We start from the raw sequence: 20,753 nt of genomic DNA, 5'->3' as shown, positions 1-20,753 counted from the left end.
TGTAGCCTTCGGGCTGCCCCCACGGACCAAGCTGCCGTTACAAAAAGCAACCTCAAAGTTCTCATCAGTGAAGTAGCCTTTATCTATAGTCAAAGTGCCACTGTGTTGGCTTTCTTTCCGTTTAAAATCGCACGAATACTTTCCATTGCACTGCCCTCTATCGTACTAACTAGCTACATCTTTTGCTGCCGCCTTGATCTTAGCGCGCAACCATTTGTGGCTTGGCTCATTGGTACGGCTTGGGTGCCAAATCATGCACATATCGAGATCGTCGAGTTCAAAAGGTAAAGGCAGCGTTCTAACATCATATTTTCCAGAAAAACAGCGTACAGATGACATTGGGAGCATACCGATGGAATTTGAGCCCTCTATAACAGGAAGCATCTCTACGACACCCGCAGCTCGATAGATTACTTTGCGTTTCTCAAGGTCACTAAAGTGTTCTGAACTTAGTAGACTCCTTCGAGCGTGCCATCGAGAAACAACGACATGCTCTAAGGCTAGAAATTGCTCCATATCGATGGTATCACCTATCGTCGGGTGATCTGAGCGACACACCACGACTAACTCTTCGCTAGCAATCACTTCATGCTTGAGCATAGTTCGACCCCTTGGGGTCATATCGATGATCACATCATGTCTTTGAAGCCTAAGGTCTGACTCGTAGTCCTCTGTAAACAAGGGATGGACTTCCAAGGCAATACCTGGTGCAACTTGACTGATCAACTGCATGACTCTTGGTACCATTTCGTAGCTAGCCGCCGAGACGCAGGCAATTGAAAACACTCGGCCTGAAGTTTTAGGGTCGAAGTCTCTTGATGCGGATAAGGTAGAAGTAAAGTTTTTTAGCGCAGCGGCCATTGCAGGATAGATATCAATAGCAAATGTGGTCGGCTCTACGCCAGAAGTGGTTCGGTGAAACAGTGGCTCATCATAGATATCTCTCAACCTTGCAAGCGCTTTACTCACAGCTGGTTGGCTTATATCCATGCGATTAGCAGCTCTTGATAAGTTCTGCTCTTCATAAATAGCGACAAATATAGGAATTAGATTTAGCTCGGTACTTTTCATACAGTTCCATATTAAAGAGGCAGGTTCCCTATAGTAGAGAACCTGCCGATTATGTTCGATGTGAATGACTAAAGTTTGCTACTTAGTTCTATCTTTTAAGTCTGGCAAAGCTTTAGGGATTTTCAATCGGTCGACAATTGAGCGAGAATTGCTCGGTTTTGATTTATCATCGGGTAAGTGACCTAAGCCTTTCCATAAACGAGTAAATACGTTTTTGTCTTCGCGCCCTTGTTGAAGGGCTTCGCTATCCTCTAGCCAACGCTTTTGTCCATTCAATTTACCAAGTTGCACTTTATCCAGTTCTAGTTGAGAGGTTTCGTTTCGTAATTGACGATAAATAAAGGTTCTTAATTCAGCCCAATTACCTTGCTTAAGTAAACGACGTAATACCAGCCAACTCGGTGTTGGACGGTTTGTGTAATAACGTTTAACAGCAACAACTAACGCAATGCAGAATAACAGAGCCAAACCAGCAGAAATAAACACTGACATGTAAGCCTTGATAAAGGATCGGAGCGTGTGTTTTGCTTCAAACACCTCACCTTTTACGACAACACTTTCAAGACGTTGATTCTTGCTGTTCCACCACTGGAATGAGAAGTCTGGCAAGGTAAATTCGCCACCTTGTTGAATCACATAAACCGTTTCTTCAACTCGGCTAGAACGATAATCTCCACGTTCTTGTGTATCGTCTAAACGATTTGGCTGTGGGTAAGCTTGATATTGCTGAGTCGATTCATTGTTTAACACATCTGGCAGTAACACAGACAAGCTGTCTTTGGCCTTGATGGTTACCGTTCGAGTAATGGCATCGCCTACTTTTAAGTTTTCACTCGAGCGTTGCCATTGTTGCTCTGTATCTACTTCTGTTGCAGAAAACCAAGGCGATTCATCACTTAATAAACCTGAAGGTAGTGAGGTTTCGAACTTGATCGGCTGCGTATAAAGCGTACCACCAACGTTTGATCCATCAGGAGCTGACACTTGAACACGAACAGGTACCGTTGGAATCACGAATTCGCCCGAAGTCATCGGATAAAGCGTCACTTCCCAGCGTTGGCGTGACCATGTTGTGCCACCCACTCGTTCAGTGTAGTTGGTCGCAAGTTGATTTCGCTGCTTGGCAATCACATTTGGGATTTCGATACTACCAATTCGAGTACCGCCCGTTAGCCAGCGTGGTGTCGCTACCTCAATGGTCAGAATCACTTGTTCATTAACGCTTACTTTTGCAGGCGTAATCTTATCGCCTGACTTGGGTTTCTCACCTATCCAAGCGATAAGCTCAACGTCACCACTTTTTTGTAGATCGAAGATGTCAGTAGCAGAAGCAAATGCAGAAAAAGCAGTGCTAAACAGCAAAACCATCGACACAAGCAAGGTCTTGGTTAAGTTCAACGACTTTGCCCACCCTACCTTTACTTGAACCAATTCAAGAGTTAAATCATATCGACTCATTGTGCTTGCTCCTGTTTTTGCGTCTGTTCGATAGACGGTGCAGGATCTCTTAACTGAATTTGAAATTTCGACTTTAAGAAGAACTTAGGATCCGCTTCAACGCGTTTTAACCACTTGTCGGCAAGCTCTTGGCTACCCAATATTTCATTGGCGTTAAGCGTTTCCTTGAGCATCAATTCCGCTACCGTTTCTTCTTCAGCGCCATCACCCGTTCGCGGCTGATCATCTTCGAGTTCTAAAGATTCTTCAGGACCATCTGTGGTTCCAGACTGACTTTCACTGGTTCGGTTTACCTCTTCAACAATTCCACTAAGCACAGCAAGATTGTTCTCCACATCCGTTCTTAGTTCTGGTGACAGATCTTCTTTCTCGCTTAATGATTTTAGAAGGTCTCGCGCCGCAAGGTATTCACGCTGCCTGGCTAACGCGCTCGCTGCATTGTATAAACCAAGGTCAGTTTTGGTTTGCAAAAATGCACTGTGAGCTAGCTTAAAATCACGAGCATAGTAGTAAGCCGCGCCCTTTCGCATTGGGTCAGTAAAATGTTTGGCAGCTTGAAGATATTCCTTCTGGTTCAAGAGGCGTTGACCTTGCTGGTCAGACGTTAACCATAAGTCCCACCACCATTGAGCTGTTTTGTCCCAAGCCGTAACCGACTCCACCACAACTGGTTTCTCAGCGGTTAAGTTAACTGTTTTCGCCAAAGTGTCTGGTGAATACATGCTGCTTGTGATCATCAAACCAACGACACACCACTGCACCAGCCACCCTTTTCTGAACCACAACAACATGATGATCGCCATTGGAATGAGCAGACCATAGCCCATGTCTTTCCAAGGCATTGAAGATTCGCCGTTGAGCTGCATGTTTCTTTCAACCGCTCTGTTAAGTTGTTGAATATCCGAATCATCAACGGTCACCTCAACCACTCGTCCACCCGTTTTACTCGCTAAGTTACGCAGTGAATCTAGGTCGACAGGGTTATCGCTCACCACATTACTGTTTCCTGCGGCGAGAATGAGCAACTGATACGGATTGTCGTTAAAGAAACTCTCGTACGCCCTAATGGTACTTGGGTTTACACCATCTGATACCAGCAATACAGAAGAGCCTAACTCACCAGACAGTTGTTGATTGATCAATGGCAGTGCTTCTTCTGCTGACTTACCTGATACCGGCATGATATCGGGTGTGATAGCCGCTAGAAACGGTTCGAATACCTTGCTGTCTTGAGTGACGGGCATCGCGACGTGTGCGCTGCCTGCGTAAACCACTAAGCCCGTATTACCGCCTTTCCGAGCTGCTAATAAGTCTCTAATCTTCTGCTTAGATCGTTCCAAGCGACTCGGTGGTAAGTCTTTAGCGAGCATAGATTCACTGTTATCAAGCACAACCAACATCGACGCTTTGTCTTCACCAAAAGGCGAAGCCTCACGCTGCCATGTTGGGCCAGAACAGATAATGATGGCGATAGTCACAATCACCACCAATAGCTTCAATGGCAGTTGCTTACGCCAGCCTGTTTCGCCAATCGTCAATGCATCACGTAAGTGTGCAGGTAGAATGTCTTTCCACGTTGGTTTGGTCTCTTCTCTCCAACGAACCCATAACAGGAAGAACATCGGAATAAAGGCCAACAACCACAAAGGTCGGATAAAATGAAATTGGGTAAAGAACTGTTGCAGAGTGAGAGAATCAGGCATCATCCTCTCCTTTCAATTTTTTAGTTTTAGAATTCAAAAGCGACCTTCTACGCAAAGTCGCCAGACTAAAGGCAGTCAGATACATCACAACAACAATCGCCATTAAGTAATGGTGCAGCCCCTGTTTAGGACGATAAGTGGTACTTTCATATAACTGTGGTTCTAGTTCACCGATTTGAGCGTAGGCTTTGGTCAGTTCGTCGCGGTTAAGCGCCTCAAAGGCTTCGCCACCAGACTCTTGAGCCACTCGTTTGATGGTTTCCATATCCAAAGCCACTTCACCAACGGTTTGTGGGTCACCCATGGCGATCACGTGAATACGAACGCCTTTCGCCTTCGCCACTTTGGCGGCATCAATCGGTTCAACAAAGCTTCCCGTATCATTACCGTCGGTTAATACGATTACGACCTTCTCTTTTTCGTTGGCATCAACACTTGAATCTTGAACGGCAGCACTTTGCTTTTCGCTTTGTTCAAACACCTTAATCGCCAAGCCAATTGCATCACCTAAGTGCGTGCTTTGCCCTGCCATAGCGACATCGGTTTGATTAAGCAGTTCAAGCCACACATCTTGGTCAGCTGTAAACGGTGTTTGTACAAACGCTGCATCACCAAAAAGAATCAAACCGAGTCGGTCCCCTTTTCGGGTAGTCGCAAAATCAGCCAGCACTTCTTTGGTCGCGTCCAAACGAGATATTTTATCGCCGCGCTTAGAGGTAAAGTCTTGTTCTGCCATTGAGCCAGATAAATCGACCACGACCATCACATCACGACCTAATTGTTCACGAACTTGTGGCTCTCCTAAGATGGTTGGTTTAGCTAACGCGCAAACCACGAGTACCCAAGTAATAATGAGCGTGGTTCGTTGCCACCAGCTTGGTGTTAGCTGGCTTGCCCCTTCAGACGGTGCTTCACCTATCGCTTCAACCAATTCACTGAAAAATGGCACCTTGATGGCCATTTGCTTGGTTCGATAAGCAGGCACTGCAAAGTAGACCAACAAAGGCAGAGGTAACGCGATAAACCACAGCGGATGCGCAAATTCAAAGCTGGAAGATAAAACATCAAACATTGTCTTGCCCCTCAACCGTTACCTGTACATTCGGCTTATGAAGTTTTAGCCACATCATCGCGGTTTGGATCACCTCTAAACGCTGTTCAAAGCTCAAACGCACATTAGGGTCAATTAGGCTTTGCATCCATAATTCTGAAACTTCATCGGCAAAGAACGCATTGCTGTTTTCACTTGTGTTAGCGCTAACAGGCAGATAAGCGTTCAAACGGTTCACATAAGCTTGGCCAAACAGCTTTGCATTACTGCTGTCTAGGTAACGAAGTACCACTTTCAGTACTTTGAAGGTTCGTTCTGTTGAATTTTTGTCTCGTGCATCCAATACCATGAGCTCTTGAAGCGCTTCTTTGCGATAACGGTTATTCCACCATTTCTGCGCTAAACGATAAGCCAGATAGATAGCGACCAATAACAAAATAACGCCAAGGATCTTCCAGCCGATCGTTTGAGGAGCCCAGCTCACACTGTCAGGAATCGCTACATCGTGCAGTTCACGAAGGATATAAGTACTTGGGGGAGTATGTTCAACAGACATTTAGCGCCCTCCCACTAGCTTCTGCAGCTGTGATATGTGGTTGCCTGACGTGTCTAATTCAATATAAGGGAGGTTTTTCATCGCCATCAATTTAGCAAGGGCCTGTTTCTGAAGTTCCGCTTTCTGAGCAAGGCTTTCACTTGCGAGGTTTACCTTAGATTGACTATCCAGATTAAGTTGAAAGCGACCATCACCCACCACCCAGTTTGCGCTTGCAAGATCTTGAGGCAATGACTGTTCTAATGGGTCAGTCACCATAATCGCTAGGATGTCATTGTGTTGTTGAAGCTGCTTGAGTCGGTCAAGGTGTTGTTCTTGGCAGTCACGCCAGTCACTAATAAAAATTAAGGTCGACTGCTTTAATCTCATTCGTTTTATCAGTTCAATCCATTGGCTGAACCCGACACCTTCGCTGTCACTGACACTCACGTCTAAGCTTTGATTTGCTTTAGTAAGGTGCTTTAACTGAGCCAATAAATCAGACTGTGAACGCTGTGCTTTGGTATGAAAGAGCTTTTGATGTGAGGCTAAAACAAAGCCGACACGGTCACCGTCTTTTAGCACTCGCCATCCACACAATGCAGCGACTTCCGCTGCCACAACGGATTTCATGGTGTTTTGAGAAGCGAAGAACATCGAACTACGCTGATCGACGCAGATAATCACATTACGGTCTTTCTCTTCGGTATAGCTGCGAACATGAGGCTTCCCCGTTCGCATCGTAACTTTCCAATCGAGATTACGGATATCATCACCCAATTGGTAATGACGTAATTCTTCGAAGTTCAAACCACGGCCACGGAACAGAGAATTATGTCGACCCGACAGTACACTGCCCGCCTTAAGATGAGGCAACAGAGAAAATGACTCAGCTTGAGCCTGAATTCGCACTAACCTTGAATAGTCACAGTACAATCGTGGATCAAGGCCTTGCGGTTTAGGAGCTTGTGTTGGCTTCGCCATGACGCCCCCTAGTTATCCGATCTCAACATTATCAAGCAGTTCTTCAACTACTCTTTGATGATCAACGCCATCGGCCAATGCGTCATAAGACAACGAGAAACGGTGGCCTAATACGGTCGGCAACATGGCACGCACATCATCTAACGTGACGTGGTCACGCCCTTGCAACCACGCATAAGCGCGAGCGCATTTATCCAATGAAATAGATGCACGAGGGCTTGAACCAATTTCAATCCATTTCGATAAGTCTGATTCTGGATAACGCTCAGGTTTTCGTGTAGCCATTACCAAAGCCACAATGTAGTTCTCAACTAAATCGGAAACGGCAATGTCTGGCAGTTGGCGGCGCGCTTCAAGCACCAATTCAGGTTCAATATGCTGTGGTGTGACTAATTCAGAACTCGTCTCGCTACCAAGTTCCTCACTGCGCACAAGTCGAATGATGTCACGTTCAGCTTCATCTTCTGGATAGTCGACCGTCACTTTCATGATAAAACGGTCCATTTGGGCTTCAGGTAGTGGATACGTACCTTCTTGCTCTACTGGGTTTTGAGTGGCTAGCACCATGAATAGATCTGGCAGAACATGAGTTTGCCCCCCCACCGTAATCGTTCCTTCCGCCATGGCTTCAAGCAGAGCCGCTTGTACCTTTGCAGGAGCACGGTTCACTTCATCGGCTAAAACAATACTGTTGAAAATAGGACCCGGTTGAAAGTGCAACTGAGGCTTTCCATCAAGCTCTTGATACACTTCAGTACCCGTTACATCTGATGGCAGGAGATCGGGCGTAAACTGAATTCGACCAAAACTGGTGTTCAGTAGGTTCGCTAGCGATTTCACTGAACGAGTTTTCGCTGTACCGGGAAGTCCCTCTAAAAGCACATGCCCATTAGTCAATAACCCTATCACCAGAGCCCGAACGACGTGGCTCTGACCGATAACACTTTTCTCTGTTTGTTCAATCAGTTGGTTTATTGCTTGTTGCGCATGGTTCATAGGTCTTCCCTTAATTCAATCTGGCTGCGTACATCCTACTCACAAGCCCCATAACTATTAGTTATAAGCGCCATAAATTATAAGCGCATAGCCACGTCAATTCTGGTGCTTTATTTCAGCCCAGCTTTCTACTTGCTAATCGCTTTCAATTGGTTAATCGCCTCCGGTGGCGCCACTTTGCTCAATGATGAAATACATTGTTCGAACGCTTTCGGTACACCGGGTTGTTGGTAATTACGCGCTAAGATTTCACACTGTGCATACAGGTGTTGTGGATTTCGGCTGAATTGGTACGCCTTGTGCAATGACTTACTTGCCGCAAGTACATCCGACTTCTCTAAAGCCAAACCGTACACATACCAATATTGCGGGTCGGTTTGTGCGGTTTCTGCCGCTTGTTTTAGGTAGTTGGTTGCTTGCTTGTAATCTTTGACTCGCAGCATTGATAACCCTGCACTGTATGGCAGCACACTCGATTTAGGTTGCGCTTGAATGCCTTGTTTCAATGTTGCTAATGCTTTTGGCTCGTCGCCCTGTGCACGATACAAATCAGCCAAGTTGGCGTAGCTGTTTTCGAAGTAAGGCTCAATTTCAATAGCGCCTTGATAAAACTTAATCGCTTTGTCGTGCTGACCTAAATCTCGGTAAACGTTACCTAAGTTCGTGCGGCCAAACCCTCTGTCAGCATTGAAGTGTTGTATCTCAATGTACTCTTCTAATGCAGGCTTGATTTGGTCTTTCTGCAACGGATTCATTTCTCCCCAGTAACGTACTAGCGCGCCTGCGGTTTCTGAACGAATCGACAATACAGGGTCTTTCAGTAACGGTTCTAAAATCTGCCAACGGTCAGGGAATGGAAAACCAGACGAGCCTTGCACCACGCCCAAACGGATCATTTCATCGTCATGTTTCACCGCTCTTGCTAGCGAGATAAGCGTATTCTTACCCGTATTGCCGCCCAAACGTTCTAAGCTCGATGCACGAATGATATTGCTTAAGCTGGCGTCCTGAGCCGAGTATGCCAACGCATCCTCTGCACCTCTGTGCCCTATTGAGTCAGCATAAAAGGCAACGGCAAAATGCTGCTGATTACGATACTTAGAATCTGGGAACCACTCACCGATTTGCTTATCTGCCCACTGGTCGGTTTGATCTTCGTGACAGCTGGTACACACGTTTGGTGTTTTAATGTGTTGGCTAATATCAGGACGTGGGATGTGCCAACTGTGGTCGCGTCTTGGGTCGACCTCCATGTAAGTCGTCTCAGGCATGTGACAAGTCGTACATTGTGAAGCTTCGGTATTCGACTCGTGGAAGGTGTGCTTTTCAGGCGTGTACTCTGATGCAATGTGACATTGGCTACACACCGCTTCTTCGGCAATTTTCAGTTCTGCAGTATGTGGATCGTGACAGTTAGTACATGTGACCCCTTTTTCAGCCATCACTGATTGTAAGAAAGATCCGTAAACGTAATCTTCATCGTAGATTTGACCATCGTTATGGTAAAGCTCAGGGGTAATCAAGCTCAGGCGATACTTATCAAAGAATGACCCATTCACGTGGTCGCCTGTTTCATTCAACTGAGTACGTCGGCTGTGGCATTGAGCACAGGTTTGAACTTGATTGGTATGGACGATGTCTTTTGGTTGCAGGGTTGAGTTGCCCTCTTGGTAGACCCATTCTTTCACCGACTTCGACAAGTCGCGATCAAAGCCATAATGCGCCGAGACTTGAACATCCTTTACACCATTGGCTTTGGCTGACTTGTTTTGTGTTAACTGATCTTTAGCTAACTGGGCCTGCTCAACGTGCTCGCTTGCAGGCCCATGACAGGCTTCACAACCGACATTAATCTCGGACCAAGTGGTGTTGTAAGTATTACTTGCGCTGTCGTAATTCTTTTTTAGGTTTGTTGAATGGCAGTCTGCACACATGAAGTTCCAGTTCTGGCCACTGTTGGTCCAGTAAAACTCATCGGTGTTGGTGGTATCAGGGTAAAGGTGAAACCAGCGTTGGCCGCCTTCGTCCTCGGTGCGAGAATCCCAAGCGAAAGGAATCAACTGTACGCGTCCGTCTTCAAACTCAACCATGTACTGTTGTAGAGGCTCAAAGGCAAAGGTATAGCTGATTTTGTAATCTTTGAATTGACCGTCCGGCCCTTCGATGTTGACCCAAAACTCATTACCCTTGCGAAAAAAACGGTTGGGCTTTCCTTTATGAGTCACAGTTTGATCGTTGAAATCACCCAAAACGGACTCATCAGTCGCGTGTTTCATCGCCATATCATGATGAGAGCCTTGCCACGCTTCCACTTCTTCGCTGTGACAGTCAACACATGCTTCAGAACCGACATACGTAGCCTTGGAAGAGTCAGCATCTGAAATTTCTGAAACACTAAGCGAAGCTTCAGTCGTCGTCGGAGCTTGTTCATTTGCATACACATTGACACTCAGCATCGATAACATAGGTAAAGACAACATTGCAGATAATACTGCAACTCGCTGGTGTTTCAATCCGTTCACTAGCGAGCACAACCATGCAGACATAACATTCCTTGTTTTTATACATCCTTATGCTTAATAAGGTAGACGTAAAAACAATGAAATTACAATTATTTAGTGGCCGTTGACTCGATAGTTGTGATTCATATTCACGACCTGGATTGACTCATCGATATGCGCATAAAAAAAGAGCTCCTAGGAGCTCTTTCGTGTTATCAGTTTAGCTAAGGCAATAGTTTACTTATTATGGTTCTCTTGAAGTTTCTCCATAACCTGATCCAAGCTAAAGCTTGCTGCTTTTTGGCGTGGTGGGTATTCGGCAAACGTTTCTAAGAACTCGCCTACATACGCTTGCGCAGGGACAAACATATAAGCATGGTCTAACAACCAGTCATAATAAGTATTCGAAGTAATATCTGCGTTTTCGTATGGGTCCATACGCAGGTTAAACAGCTTAGGAAGACGTAACGTCACGAACGGTTCTGACCAAATCTGCATGGTACCCGTTGCACGTTGCTCCATGAACACCGCTTTCCATTGGTTGTAACGAAGCGCCGCTAAATCGCCATCATCGGTAAAGTAAAATATCTCTGAACGACGGCCTTTTTCTTCTTCACCCGTTAGGTAAGGAAGGAAGTTATAACCATCTAAGTGAACCTTAAACGTTTTATCACCAGCAGTATGACCTTTAAGTAGTTTCTCTTTGATTTGGTCATCACCAGCAGCGGCAACGAAGGTTGGCATCCAGTCCATGTGGTGCATGATTTCATTGGATACTGTTCCTGGTTCAATCTTACCAGGCCAACGGACCATTGCTGGTACACGGTATGCGCCTTCCCAGTTAGTGTTTTTCTCACCACGGAACGGGGTTGTCCCCGCATCAGGCCAAGAGTTCATGTGTGGGCCATTATCCGTTGAGTAAAAAACAATCGTGTTGTCTTTGATTCCCAACTCATCCACTTGCTTCAATAGTTGCCCAACGTGTCGATCGTGCTCAACCATACCATCAGCGTAGTTACCGACACCAGTCACACCTTTACTGTCCGCTTTCACGTGCGTTCTGAAGTGCATACGTGTTGCGTTCCACCAAACGAAGAATGGCTTATCAGCTTTCACAGCGCGATCCATGAAATCGAGTGCGGCATCGAGTGTTTCTTCATCAACGGTTTCCATACGCTTACGTGTTAATGGGCCCGTATCTTCAATCTTGCCGTCAGCAAATGATTTGATAACACCACGCGGGCCGAATTTCTTACGAAACTCTGGGTCGGTTGGGTAATCTTCATTTTCAGGCTCTTCTTCAGCATTTAGGTGATAAAGGTTGCCAAAAAATTCGTCAAACCCGTGTGCTGTTGGAAGAAATTCATCTTTATCGCCAAGGTGGTTTTTACCAAATTGACCAGTCATGTAACCCATAGGTTTAAGCAGTTCAGCAATGGTTGCATCTTCTGCTTGAAGACCAATATCTGCACCTGGCAAGCCTACTTTACTTAAGCCTGTTCTCAGTACACTTTGACCTGTAATGAACGTAGAGCGACCTGCGGTACAAGATTGCTCTGCGTAGTAATCGGTAAACATCATGCCTTCTTTGGCGATGCTATCAATGTTCGGAGTTTGATACCCCATTAAGCCAAAGGTGTACGCACTGACATTAGATTGACCAATGTCGTCACCCCAAATGACGAGAATATTCGGTTTTTCTGCCGCGAATGTGGTGGTGGAAGCCGCCATCATCGCAGTACCCAAAATCGCTAATCGACGTTTGACGCCATATTTCGCTGTCATAGAAACCTCTTCTTTAGTTATTTGCATCCTGCCCTACAACGTATAGTCCATTTTTTGAACGATCGCGAGATTCACTAAACTATTAATCTATTTGTCATTTTTCTTCACAGCGACGCGCACAACTAGACGATGGAACTTACGTATATAAACATGATAAGGATCACACATGACGTTAGAGGGCAAAATGAGTAAACAGCACCAAAACTCTAAAAATCAAAAAGTTACAATAACCCCATAACAATTAGTTATAACCACTATAAAAAGACACGACCGATTTTAGAGATTAATGTTTGCCCAACGATGTGTTGCTCTAACGCATTAATCTTTAAAGTGAATCGGAGTCCTTATGGGTACTAAAATTAATAAACTAGCATTAGGTGTTGGCTTATTAGCAGCTTCTTCAGCGGCAACAGCAGCAGAAAAACCAAACATTCTTGCTATCTGGGGTGATGACATTGGTGTATTCAACATCAGTGCATACAACAACGGTATGATGGGTTATGAAACACCTAACATCGACCGTATTGCTAACGAAGGCGCACTATTTACTGACCACTACGGTCAGCAATCGTGTACTGCTGGTCGTGCTGCATTCCTAACGGGTCAAGAACCTTTCCGTACAGGTCTACTAACTATCGGTATGCCAGGCTCTGATCACGGTATCCCAGATTGGGCTCCAACTATCGCTGACCTTCTTAAAGAACAAGGCTACATGACTGCTCAGTTCGGTAAGAACCACATGGGTGACCAAGATAAACACCTTCCAACGAACCACGGTTTTGACCAGTTCTTCGGTAACCTATACCACCTGAATGCAGAAGAAGAGCCAGAGACATACTACTACCCTAAAGACCCTGAGTTCCGTAAGAACTTCGGACCTCGTGGTGTAATCAAGTCTACTGCTGACGGTAAGATTGAAGATACAGGTCCTATGACGCGTAAGCGTATGGAGCACGCGGATGAAGAGTTCCTAGAAGAATCTCTAGCCTTTATGGAAAAAGCAGTGAAAGCTGACAAACCATTCTTCATCTGGCACAACACAACACGTATGCACGTGTGGACTCGTCTACAAGAAAAATACCAAGGCGCATCAGGTATCAGCATTTACGCTGACGGCATGTTAGAGCACGATGACCAAGTAGGTATCCTTCTAGACAAGCTTGATGAGCTTAAAATCGCAGACAACACAATCGTAATCTACTCTACCGATAACGGTGCAGAGACAGTATCTTGGCCTGATGGTGGTGCTACTTACTTCCACGGTGAGAAAGGTACAACTTACGAAGGTGGTATGCGTGTTCCTCAGCTAGTTCGCTGGCCTGGCACTATCAAACCGGGAACTAAGATCAACGACATCATGGGTCACCAAGACTGGATTCCAACGCTACTAGCAGCTGCTGGTGATGATAAAGTGGTTGAGAAGCTAGCGTCTGACAAAGGTGCAACTTACAACGGTAAAAACTGGCGTGTACACCTAGATGGTTACAACTTCCTACCTTACTTCCAAGGTAAAGAAGAGAAAGGCCCTCGTGACAGCATGCTTTACTTCTCTGCTAACGCTGAACTAAATGCTGTACGTTGGAACGACTTCAAGATTTCATTCGCTGTTATGGATGGTAACATCGTTGATGCTGTGCGTTTCCAACCAAACTGGCCTCAAGTAGTTCACCTACGTGCTGACCCATTCGAAAAAGCACCACACGAATCTGGCATGTACCTACGTTGGATGGCAGACAACATGTGGCTATTCGTACCTGTAGGCGGCAAAGTGCAAGAGTTCATGAACACGCTACCTGACTACCCTATGCAGCAAAGCCAAGTGTTGAACCCTGGTAACTTCAACCAGAATGCTTACATGCTTCAAGGTAAACTTAAGCAACTAGAAGCGGCAGCAGCACAAGCTAAGTAATAACTAGCTAACGCTCCCCCTCCAAGTAAAGCCAAACAAAGCCGTGATAGCTCAAACGTTATCTCGGCTTTTTAGTATCCAATACAAAGAACATATAGGCGCTAACCGTCAACTAATACAATTCATACCAAAGCTATCCGCTCATTTTTCAAAAATAAGAACTCACACTAGTCAATATGAACCTTGATATATGACTGTTGCGTTAAGATTTCGCAAATTTTTTCAAATCCTTATGACACGACTTGAATTGGAGTTCTTACCGTGCGATTGTAATTTAACTAACCATAACAACTGTATGATTATGAAGACAATCCAAAGCATTACCCTACTTTCAACTATCGTTGCTGCACCAGCAGTATTAGCTGACGTTGAAATCAAAGTTCCATCAAGTGTTGATATTCTGGCAGTAAATGAAGCCAAGCCTGACCTAGATGGCAGCTTATTTTCATCTCATAAAACCCTCACCGTTCCAGACGGCCAAAACCAAATCGTATTCCAATATCAACTTGCTTTTGATAAAGGTAACGACCGCGAGTTTGTTGATAGCGATGCTATTATTGCAACCTTTAGCACGACAAACGCCGTATTAACGTTTGATATGCCTAAATACCGTAATACCGCTGAAGCAAAGAAAGGCTTTGAGAACCTAGATTGGAAATTAGTTGATGAGAACCAAAATACAATCAGTGTTAAGCAAGACAAGCTATTGAAAGATGGTATGCAGATTGGTCGTAAATTTCCTCAAGAAGCAAAGGAATACAACCAGAAAGGTGGTGTCGCTGCACTAACACTAGGAGCTAGTACAGGCACAGCTGCGACTGTAGTACAACCAGTCACTCTACCAGCAAAGATTGATGCGAATGCGGCGAATACTGCTGAAGAAATGCTGTATTTCTGGTACGAAAAAGCCGATGCTGAAACCAAGCAGAAATTCAAAGATTACGTGAACAAGTAGCTCAACGGTCTGAATTTAAAAATGAAAAAAGCTGGCACACTGCCAGCTTCTTTTTTGTCTTCATCTAGATGATTTAGGCTTATATTGATTAAGCCGACTCAGTCGATAACACTTTTCCATCTACTTTTGTTGGCCATCCTAGCGCTTTGTATTCTGCTGCCAGTAAGTGCGCACAGCGGCTAGAAACTCTTGTTTTAATCCAATCACCAAGCCCCAATACTTTATATTCCAATACAGCCATTTTCATAACAATTCTATTCCGCTTTATTTCAATTTATAAATCTAGCGAGGAAGTTATAGATATGGAAAAACAATGTATGTTCCCAAAAGAACACAGAAGCTAATTTTGTTGTGAAATACCCATTAAGTGTTGGTAAATTTAACAATAATGAGAGAAAAGTTCGACTCAGTTCGCTCTTGTTATACACATGTTAGGACTTAATCTCAGTGACAGGATTTCGTATCATCAAATTCATCGGTGAAATATGCTCATACAAGCCCCTAACATCGGTGATAAACACCTTTCCTCTTTGTATCTTAACCAAGCCTTGTTGCTCTATCCCTTTAAGAACTTCGTTTAGCCTAGGTCTTGATATGCCTGTTATCGAACTCAGTTGAATTTGTGAAATATTAATGCTGACGGTTGCCCCCGCGATATTGGTCTGGCGTGCCGCAAGTTCCAACAAGACGTAAATGGTTTTCTGCTCTTTTTCATGAATCGAGGATAAGTAAGCCTGCATCCAAATAGATTGCGCTTTGGTTCCACAGTGAAGTAGCCATTTGTAAACCATGCACTTCCGCTCTGCGAGCTCTAATACCTTACTTGCAGGAAAAAGTACCATAGTGATAGGCTCGACTTCTTCTGCCACTGCAAAGAGGTTGTAGTCAGCATGTATAGACAAAGCACCCATCCAATCTCCCCTTCCAATAACACCACCAGATAAGCTTTTCATGTTTTCAGTTGAAAAGCAGATACCTGCTGAGCCCTTAAGAATATAGAAAACGCCCGGTAGGTTTTGAAATTTTTTCGTAATTTCTAGGCTATGTATGCCCGTCTTTAAAACAGCGATTTCGAGTAGGCTGTCTATAAAGTCTTGTGGTAAATCACACGGCCATTGTATTTGTTCACTGATTGTTGGTTCTAACAATAACTAGTTCCTCCTCCGATAGTCTTCATACAGCATTGACACGGTATTTCTCCGCGTTACTTAAATGTAGCTCATTACCAATACAACACTGTATTTCCCTCTAAAGAAAATCATAGTTCTTAGTATCTTAATTCATTTATCTAGCTTAAAAACCAATAAAAATGACCTACACTTGTTGATCCTTTAGGTGCTTCTAGCTTTAATTGGATACAAAGCCCTTATGCATACGGGCTTTGAGTAATAGCTATCTTGTTGACTAATGTCGAATGAAACAGATTCTGCTCACTAATATTGATAATCAGGCCTAATTCTAGACATAAGTAACATATCGATGTACTTACCCGCTTTGAATGTACTCAGCCTTTTGGTGCCTTCTAACTGAAAGCCTGCGCGTTCGTACAGAGCAATAGCGGCGTGGTTATCTGCATGAACCTCTAACTCAAGTCGAACGAGGTTAAGCCAATTATCGGATTGATTAATAGCTTCTTGCATTAACGCTTGACCAACCCCTTTGCCGTGCATATCCGGGTTAATCGCTATCGCAAGGCCAGCACAATGTTTGTCTCTCACCTTGGTGGTCATAAATAAAGTAATATGGCCTACTGCTTTGCCAGACACTTCAGCAACTAAAGTGAAATGGTCTGAATGACCAAGCAACCGCTCTACCTGATCAGAGCTAAGGAAAGGCTTTTGTGAAGTATTTTCTGATACTGATGGGTGTCGATAGATATCAAACATATCTTGGCTATCTGTCGTTTCAAGATGTCTTATTTGTATTTCCAAAGCGCTTCCTTATATATTATTTCTATCCATCATCTAATTTTTTATATTACGGATAGCAACGAACACCTACAACCCTTAATACATGTAAGCTACTGAAATATTAAAAAAATAGAAAACCTGAGCCTAAGAGCCTGTTTGATTAATTTTATACGTAGTGTGAATGTCAGAATTTATAGTCCACACCAACGCTTGTGAATACTTGTTCTGAATTATAAAAATCGATATTTGAATCAATAGATCTTAAGCCAAGTAACGTGACAAACGACCAATCTTTATAGCCCATCAAGCCACCAAACTCGTACGCTAAAAAGGCACCATATTCATTATCTTCGCGCGCTTTACCATAAATAGGGTTGGCTTCATCGTACTGACGATCACTTGCATCGAGCGTAACAACGAAACCATGACGGCCGATTCGCTTAGCGTAGTTTAATTCTATGCCATAGCTATCGAAGCTGAGTGCTCCCCCTTCTGCGTCTGAGTGGAAATACACCATTGAAGGAACAAATAGACCTGCTTGGTTTGGCAAGATAAAGCGGTACCCTGCTTTGGCGTATAAATAGGTTCTTTCTCTATCAAGCAGCACAGCTTCTTCCGGAGATAAGCCTTGGGTGCCCGATAACTCATCATCAACGTCAGATTCACCAATCGCGAAATCCGTTCGAAAGCCAGTACCGCCTATATTAGTCATTTGCAATCGCACAACATTACCTTTTACATCGGTTTCGTTTCGATTGACGCCAACCGCATATGGGTCAGACCAAGCCTTACCTGAGATAAGGGTAGGAAGAACAGAAAAGTCTAATATGGTGCCTCCAGAAAGTTGGTATCTATAACCGATCTCAAACGCAATGGTACCTGTTGCAATATCCTCTCGCGTCGTACCCGCATACACTTGGTGAGTCAGCGATTCGCCAAAAGTATATTCAACAGTACCCAAAAAGCCGAGTAACCCTTGGTTTTCACTCTCCCCTTCCTGGGTGTTAGTTGCTTGATTCGAATCTTGTTCAGTACTCAAATTACTACTGTCAGAGTAGAAACCGGCCAATACACTGAAGTTACCGCTGAAACCTTCACTTGGAGCGAGACCACTGTATGCAGGCATTGAAGCCAATGCAGAAAAGACAACTGGTAAAACAAACCTCATATTCACATCCATTATTTGAATAATCATCAAGTAACTATAAGCATCAAAATAAAATTATAACAAGCATTTAACAATGTAAATTTATTCGCTTGGCGCGGTCGATATCGCTAACCATTCACTCAAAGACACAACAAATTGATCTATCACGATTGAGCTCTCGTAATACCTCTCGAAAATAACGGACACAACTCAAAGGAAGACAATATGTTTAATAAACTAATCAAAACCATGTCAGTGCTAGTTGCGACGCTTCTTTTTGCAGCTTTTGCTCACGCTGATCACCACGGAATGAAGAAAGATATCGTTGACGTGGCGGCTGAAAATGGCTCTTTCAATACCTTGGTAGCTGCAGCAAAGGCGGCAGGCTTAGTTGAAACATTGAAAGGTGATGGCCCGTTCACTGTGTTTGCGCCAACGGATGAAGCGTTCGCTGCACTACCTGAAGGAACGGTTGATATGCTGTTGAAGCCAGAAAACAAAGACAAGCTAATCGCAGTACTGACCTATCATGTGGTGCCAGGAAAAATAATGGCGTCTGAAGTGATGAAACTTGATAGTGCCGTAACAGTGCAAGGTGAAACGGTAATGGTGGGAATTGATCACGGCAATGTGATGATCAACAAAGCGCAGGTCGTGATGGCAGATGTTGAAGCGAGCAATGGTGTTATTCATGTTATTGACGCTGTATTACTGCCTAAATAACACAGACGAACACAAATCAAAGGTTCTTAGAGGTGTGACCGGTTCACACCCTTTTCATGTTTAAATACCAAGTTAAGATCGGTATCAAATTAGCCGAGTCTGCCTTTATATAAGTAAGAACCCGGATTACATAAACAAGCGCCCGAATATCAGAAAGGCCGCCATCGATACCACCTTTGTGAAAACCACCACCCATATGCAATCACCAATACTAGAGTGCGTCGCTTTCCCCAGTAGGAACACAAATAGAATCAACCCTAACACCCAGCCCACTGTCGGAATCAATGACACCAAAGCAACGATTACAGCAATAGTAAGAAGGGATTTAAAATCTGCGACCACGAATGACATTTTAGAGGCGATATACATACAACATGCGGTGATTAATGCGTCCATCACAAACGCTAAAGCTTCAATACCCACTTTTCTTCCTTCACTGATATTAGTTGAAGTGAATATTATCTCTAAAGTGATGATTTTTCTCGAAGAGGAGAACAAAAAAGCAGGCAAAAACTGTAACAAAAATGAGATTACCGTTCATCTGAAGGCACTACCTTCTCCATCACGTAATTGGTGAGTTTTACGCCACGCATTTCGACTTGCTGCTCATTAACGACTGCAAAACCAAGGTGCTCATAGAAAGGCCTAGCGGTAATACTCACCTCTGAAAAGTATCGAGAGAGACCACGAGCCCGACCAACCTCAAATACATGCTCCATTAAAGCTCTAGCGACGCCTTTGCCTTGATATTCATGATGACAGAAAAAGTGGTCAATCAGGCCATTGGGTTGCAGGTCAGTATAGCCAACAACGCAACCATCTAGCTCAGCCACAAAGGGTTGTAACCCATTCATACGCTTTTGCCATAACGCAAAGTCAAAGCTACTAGGTGCCCAAGCTTCGACTTGCTGTTGAGAATAATCTCGAACATTCACATTACGTACAGTATGAAAGAAGATCTCCCACAGTGCTTTGTCATCACTCGTTTGATAATTTCGAATTCTAACCACGACATACTCCTTTTTGTCCTAAGCCCTTTCAAAGGGGCAAATAAACAGCTGAATCAACAGGCTCTATAATCCAAACTCAACAACCTCAGCTTTCGATCAAGAGATCAACGATAAAACACAGCCAACCAGATCGTCACCATGTCTTTATCCGTACCAATGACCTTGTGCTTTTCTCGTGCAGCGATGTTGATGTAATCCCCTTTTGATAAAGTAACAACGCGTCCATCTTCAAACTCAATCACACCTTTACCTTCAAGCACCATCACCCATTCATTCTCTTCTTGGTCATACCAACCCTCTTCTGGTGAGCTATGTCCATGCGACAATATCCTTTCGATTCGAACACTGTCGTTGGCAATCAGGTCATTGAATATTTCATTGGGCATTGACGAAGGAACATCATTGTAAATGTTTGACATTGGGATCTCCTAGTTCGTATTGACTTGATTAGCAACTCGGGAATTAACTTCACTGTAAACCTAGGCGACGGCACTCTTTTTGAAGTAAAAACGGTAATAGCCCACCAAGTTACTGCAGATAAACAGCGCTTCCATAAGAACCGCTGTTGGCGAGCCAACTAAGTAATTGTGAACCAACCAAAAACTGGTTCCGATGATCATCAATTCTCTTAATCTGCGGTCATCTTTGTTAAAGGCAGCAAAGGTTTGAAACACGGAAGCAAAGCAGCTCAATATGCTAGTCAGCCCTGAGTAAGTCACAACCGTTGCGATCACCGACATGGAACAGAACAAATATTTAAACTTAGACGATGTAGAAAATACACTCGTTAAATAACGGATTGTTGCAATGATCATTAAACTCGCCGCTGTCCATTGCTCGAGCAAAATAAAATGACTAGAGATAAGCACGCCAGCAAAGAATAGACAGGTTACAATTTTCTTCCTTTCTTTAAACTGAAAAGACAGAAGATCGAAACAGATAGCAATCGCGACGAGTATTTGAGAAAGATAAAAGGCTGACATTGTGATTCCTTCAATAATAACATTACACCCTA

At 44.1% G+C, this 20,753-nt stretch carries 20 protein-coding genes; 3 read left to right on the top strand and 17 right to left on the bottom strand.

All coding sequences use genetic code 11. The annotated features are described in order from the left end of the window. Positions 1–165: 165 nt before the first annotated feature. The 9 genes from FTW16_RS04430 to FTW16_RS04390 all read right to left on the bottom strand — a co-directional run bounded on the left by FTW16_RS04430 (position 166) and on the right by FTW16_RS04390 (position 12,084). The gene (locus FTW16_RS04430; protein WP_146490194.1) at positions 166–1,071 is read right to left on the bottom strand and encodes a LysR family transcriptional regulator; all 906 of its coding nucleotides are present in this window, start codon (positions 1,069–1,071) and stop codon (positions 166–168) included. Between the two features lie 78 nt (positions 1,072–1,149). Next, positions 1,150–2,529: a BatD family protein gene (locus tag FTW16_RS04425; RefSeq protein ID WP_146490193.1), complete on the bottom strand. Its 1,380-nt coding sequence runs from the start codon at positions 2,527–2,529 to the stop codon at positions 1,150–1,152. Beyond that, the gene (locus tag FTW16_RS04420; RefSeq protein WP_146490192.1) at positions 2,526–4,232 is read right to left on the bottom strand and encodes a VWA domain-containing protein; all 1,707 of its coding nucleotides are present in this window, start codon (positions 4,230–4,232) and stop codon (positions 2,526–2,528) included. The genes FTW16_RS04425 and FTW16_RS04420 overlap by 4 nt, the downstream gene beginning before the upstream one ends. Then, complete coding sequence (locus FTW16_RS04415) at positions 4,225–5,304, bottom strand: vWA domain-containing protein (protein WP_146490191.1); 1,080 nt, start codon at positions 5,302–5,304, stop codon at positions 4,225–4,227. Before FTW16_RS04415 ends, FTW16_RS04420 begins: the two co-directional genes overlap by 8 nt. Then, on the bottom strand, positions 5,297–5,839 hold the full coding sequence (locus FTW16_RS04410; RefSeq protein WP_102370421.1) for a DUF4381 domain-containing protein: 543 nt from the start codon (positions 5,837–5,839) through the stop codon (positions 5,297–5,299). Before FTW16_RS04410 ends, FTW16_RS04415 begins: the two co-directional genes overlap by 8 nt. After that, a complete protein-coding gene (locus tag FTW16_RS04405; RefSeq protein ID WP_146490190.1) occupies positions 5,840–6,802 on the bottom strand; it encodes a DUF58 domain-containing protein in 963 nt (320 codons plus the stop codon). A gap of 12 nt (positions 6,803–6,814) precedes the next feature. After that, positions 6,815–7,798: an AAA family ATPase gene (locus FTW16_RS04400; RefSeq protein ID WP_146490189.1), complete on the bottom strand. Its 984-nt coding sequence runs from the start codon at positions 7,796–7,798 to the stop codon at positions 6,815–6,817. A 128-nt stretch (positions 7,799–7,926) separates the two neighbouring features. After that, entirely contained in the window at positions 7,927–10,344 is a 2,418-nt protein-coding gene (locus tag FTW16_RS04395; protein ID WP_146490188.1) for a tetratricopeptide repeat protein, read from the bottom strand. A gap of 192 nt (positions 10,345–10,536) precedes the next feature. Beyond that, positions 10,537–12,084, bottom strand: a complete 1,548-nt coding sequence (locus FTW16_RS04390) for an arylsulfatase (RefSeq protein ID WP_146490206.1) — start codon at positions 12,082–12,084, stop codon at positions 10,537–10,539. Between the two features lie 346 nt (positions 12,085–12,430). Here FTW16_RS04390 and FTW16_RS04385 point away from each other — a divergent pair, with 346 nt between their 5' ends. Both FTW16_RS04385 and FTW16_RS04380 read left to right on the top strand, forming a co-directional pair. After that, entirely contained in the window at positions 12,431–13,993 is a 1,563-nt protein-coding gene (locus tag FTW16_RS04385; RefSeq protein WP_146490187.1) for an arylsulfatase, read from the top strand. 301 nt (positions 13,994–14,294) lie between these two features. Beyond that, the gene (locus FTW16_RS04380) at positions 14,295–14,948 is read left to right on the top strand and encodes a DUF2057 family protein (protein WP_146490186.1); all 654 of its coding nucleotides are present in this window, start codon (positions 14,295–14,297) and stop codon (positions 14,946–14,948) included. 88 nt (positions 14,949–15,036) lie between these two features. On the opposite strand, the gene FTW16_RS24450 is transcribed toward FTW16_RS04380, so the two are convergent. The 4 genes from FTW16_RS24450 to FTW16_RS04365 all read right to left on the bottom strand — a co-directional run bounded on the left by FTW16_RS24450 (position 15,037) and on the right by FTW16_RS04365 (position 18,026). Next, entirely contained in the window at positions 15,037–15,195 is a 159-nt protein-coding gene (locus FTW16_RS24450; RefSeq protein ID WP_017070406.1) for a hypothetical protein, read from the bottom strand. A gap of 184 nt (positions 15,196–15,379) precedes the next feature. Further along, entirely contained in the window at positions 15,380–16,096 is a 717-nt protein-coding gene (locus FTW16_RS04375; protein ID WP_146490185.1) for a Crp/Fnr family transcriptional regulator, read from the bottom strand. 285 nt (positions 16,097–16,381) lie between these two features. Continuing rightward, a complete protein-coding gene (locus FTW16_RS04370) occupies positions 16,382–16,879 on the bottom strand; it encodes a GNAT family N-acetyltransferase (RefSeq protein ID WP_146490184.1) in 498 nt (165 codons plus the stop codon). A gap of 163 nt (positions 16,880–17,042) precedes the next feature. Further along, positions 17,043–18,026 (bottom strand): DUF2860 family protein, encoded by a 984-nt coding sequence (locus FTW16_RS04365; protein WP_146490183.1) that lies wholly within the window; start codon positions 18,024–18,026, stop codon positions 17,043–17,045. A 204-nt stretch (positions 18,027–18,230) separates the two neighbouring features. Here FTW16_RS04365 and FTW16_RS04360 point away from each other — a divergent pair, with 204 nt between their 5' ends. Further along, positions 18,231–18,728: a fasciclin domain-containing protein gene (locus tag FTW16_RS04360; RefSeq protein ID WP_146490182.1), complete on the top strand. Its 498-nt coding sequence runs from the start codon at positions 18,231–18,233 to the stop codon at positions 18,726–18,728. A gap of 126 nt (positions 18,729–18,854) precedes the next feature. Here FTW16_RS04360 and FTW16_RS04355 read toward each other — a convergent pair whose 3' ends face one another. The 4 genes from FTW16_RS04355 to FTW16_RS04340 all read right to left on the bottom strand — a co-directional run bounded on the left by FTW16_RS04355 (position 18,855) and on the right by FTW16_RS04340 (position 20,721). Continuing rightward, positions 18,855–19,151, bottom strand: coding sequence for a hypothetical protein (locus FTW16_RS04355; protein WP_017064710.1), 297 nt, complete (start codon positions 19,149–19,151; stop codon positions 18,855–18,857). 107 nt (positions 19,152–19,258) lie between these two features. Beyond that, positions 19,259–19,738, bottom strand: a complete 480-nt coding sequence (locus tag FTW16_RS04350; RefSeq protein ID WP_146490181.1) for a GNAT family N-acetyltransferase — start codon at positions 19,736–19,738, stop codon at positions 19,259–19,261. A gap of 104 nt (positions 19,739–19,842) precedes the next feature. After that, positions 19,843–20,157 carry a cupin domain-containing protein gene (locus tag FTW16_RS04345; RefSeq protein ID WP_146490180.1) on the bottom strand — a complete coding sequence of 105 codons (315 nt, stop codon included), beginning with the start codon at positions 20,155–20,157 and terminating at the stop codon, positions 19,843–19,845. A gap of 60 nt (positions 20,158–20,217) precedes the next feature. Next, positions 20,218–20,721, bottom strand: coding sequence for a YgjV family protein (locus tag FTW16_RS04340; RefSeq protein ID WP_146490179.1), 504 nt, complete (start codon positions 20,719–20,721; stop codon positions 20,218–20,220). Positions 20,722–20,753: the final 32 nt, after the last annotated feature.

The organism is Vibrio sp. T20 (assembly GCF_007858795.1).
GTDB classification, from domain to species: Bacteria; Pseudomonadota; Gammaproteobacteria; order Enterobacterales; family Vibrionaceae; genus Vibrio; species Vibrio satsumensis.
This window is presented reverse-complemented; position numbering and strand designations above follow the sequence as displayed.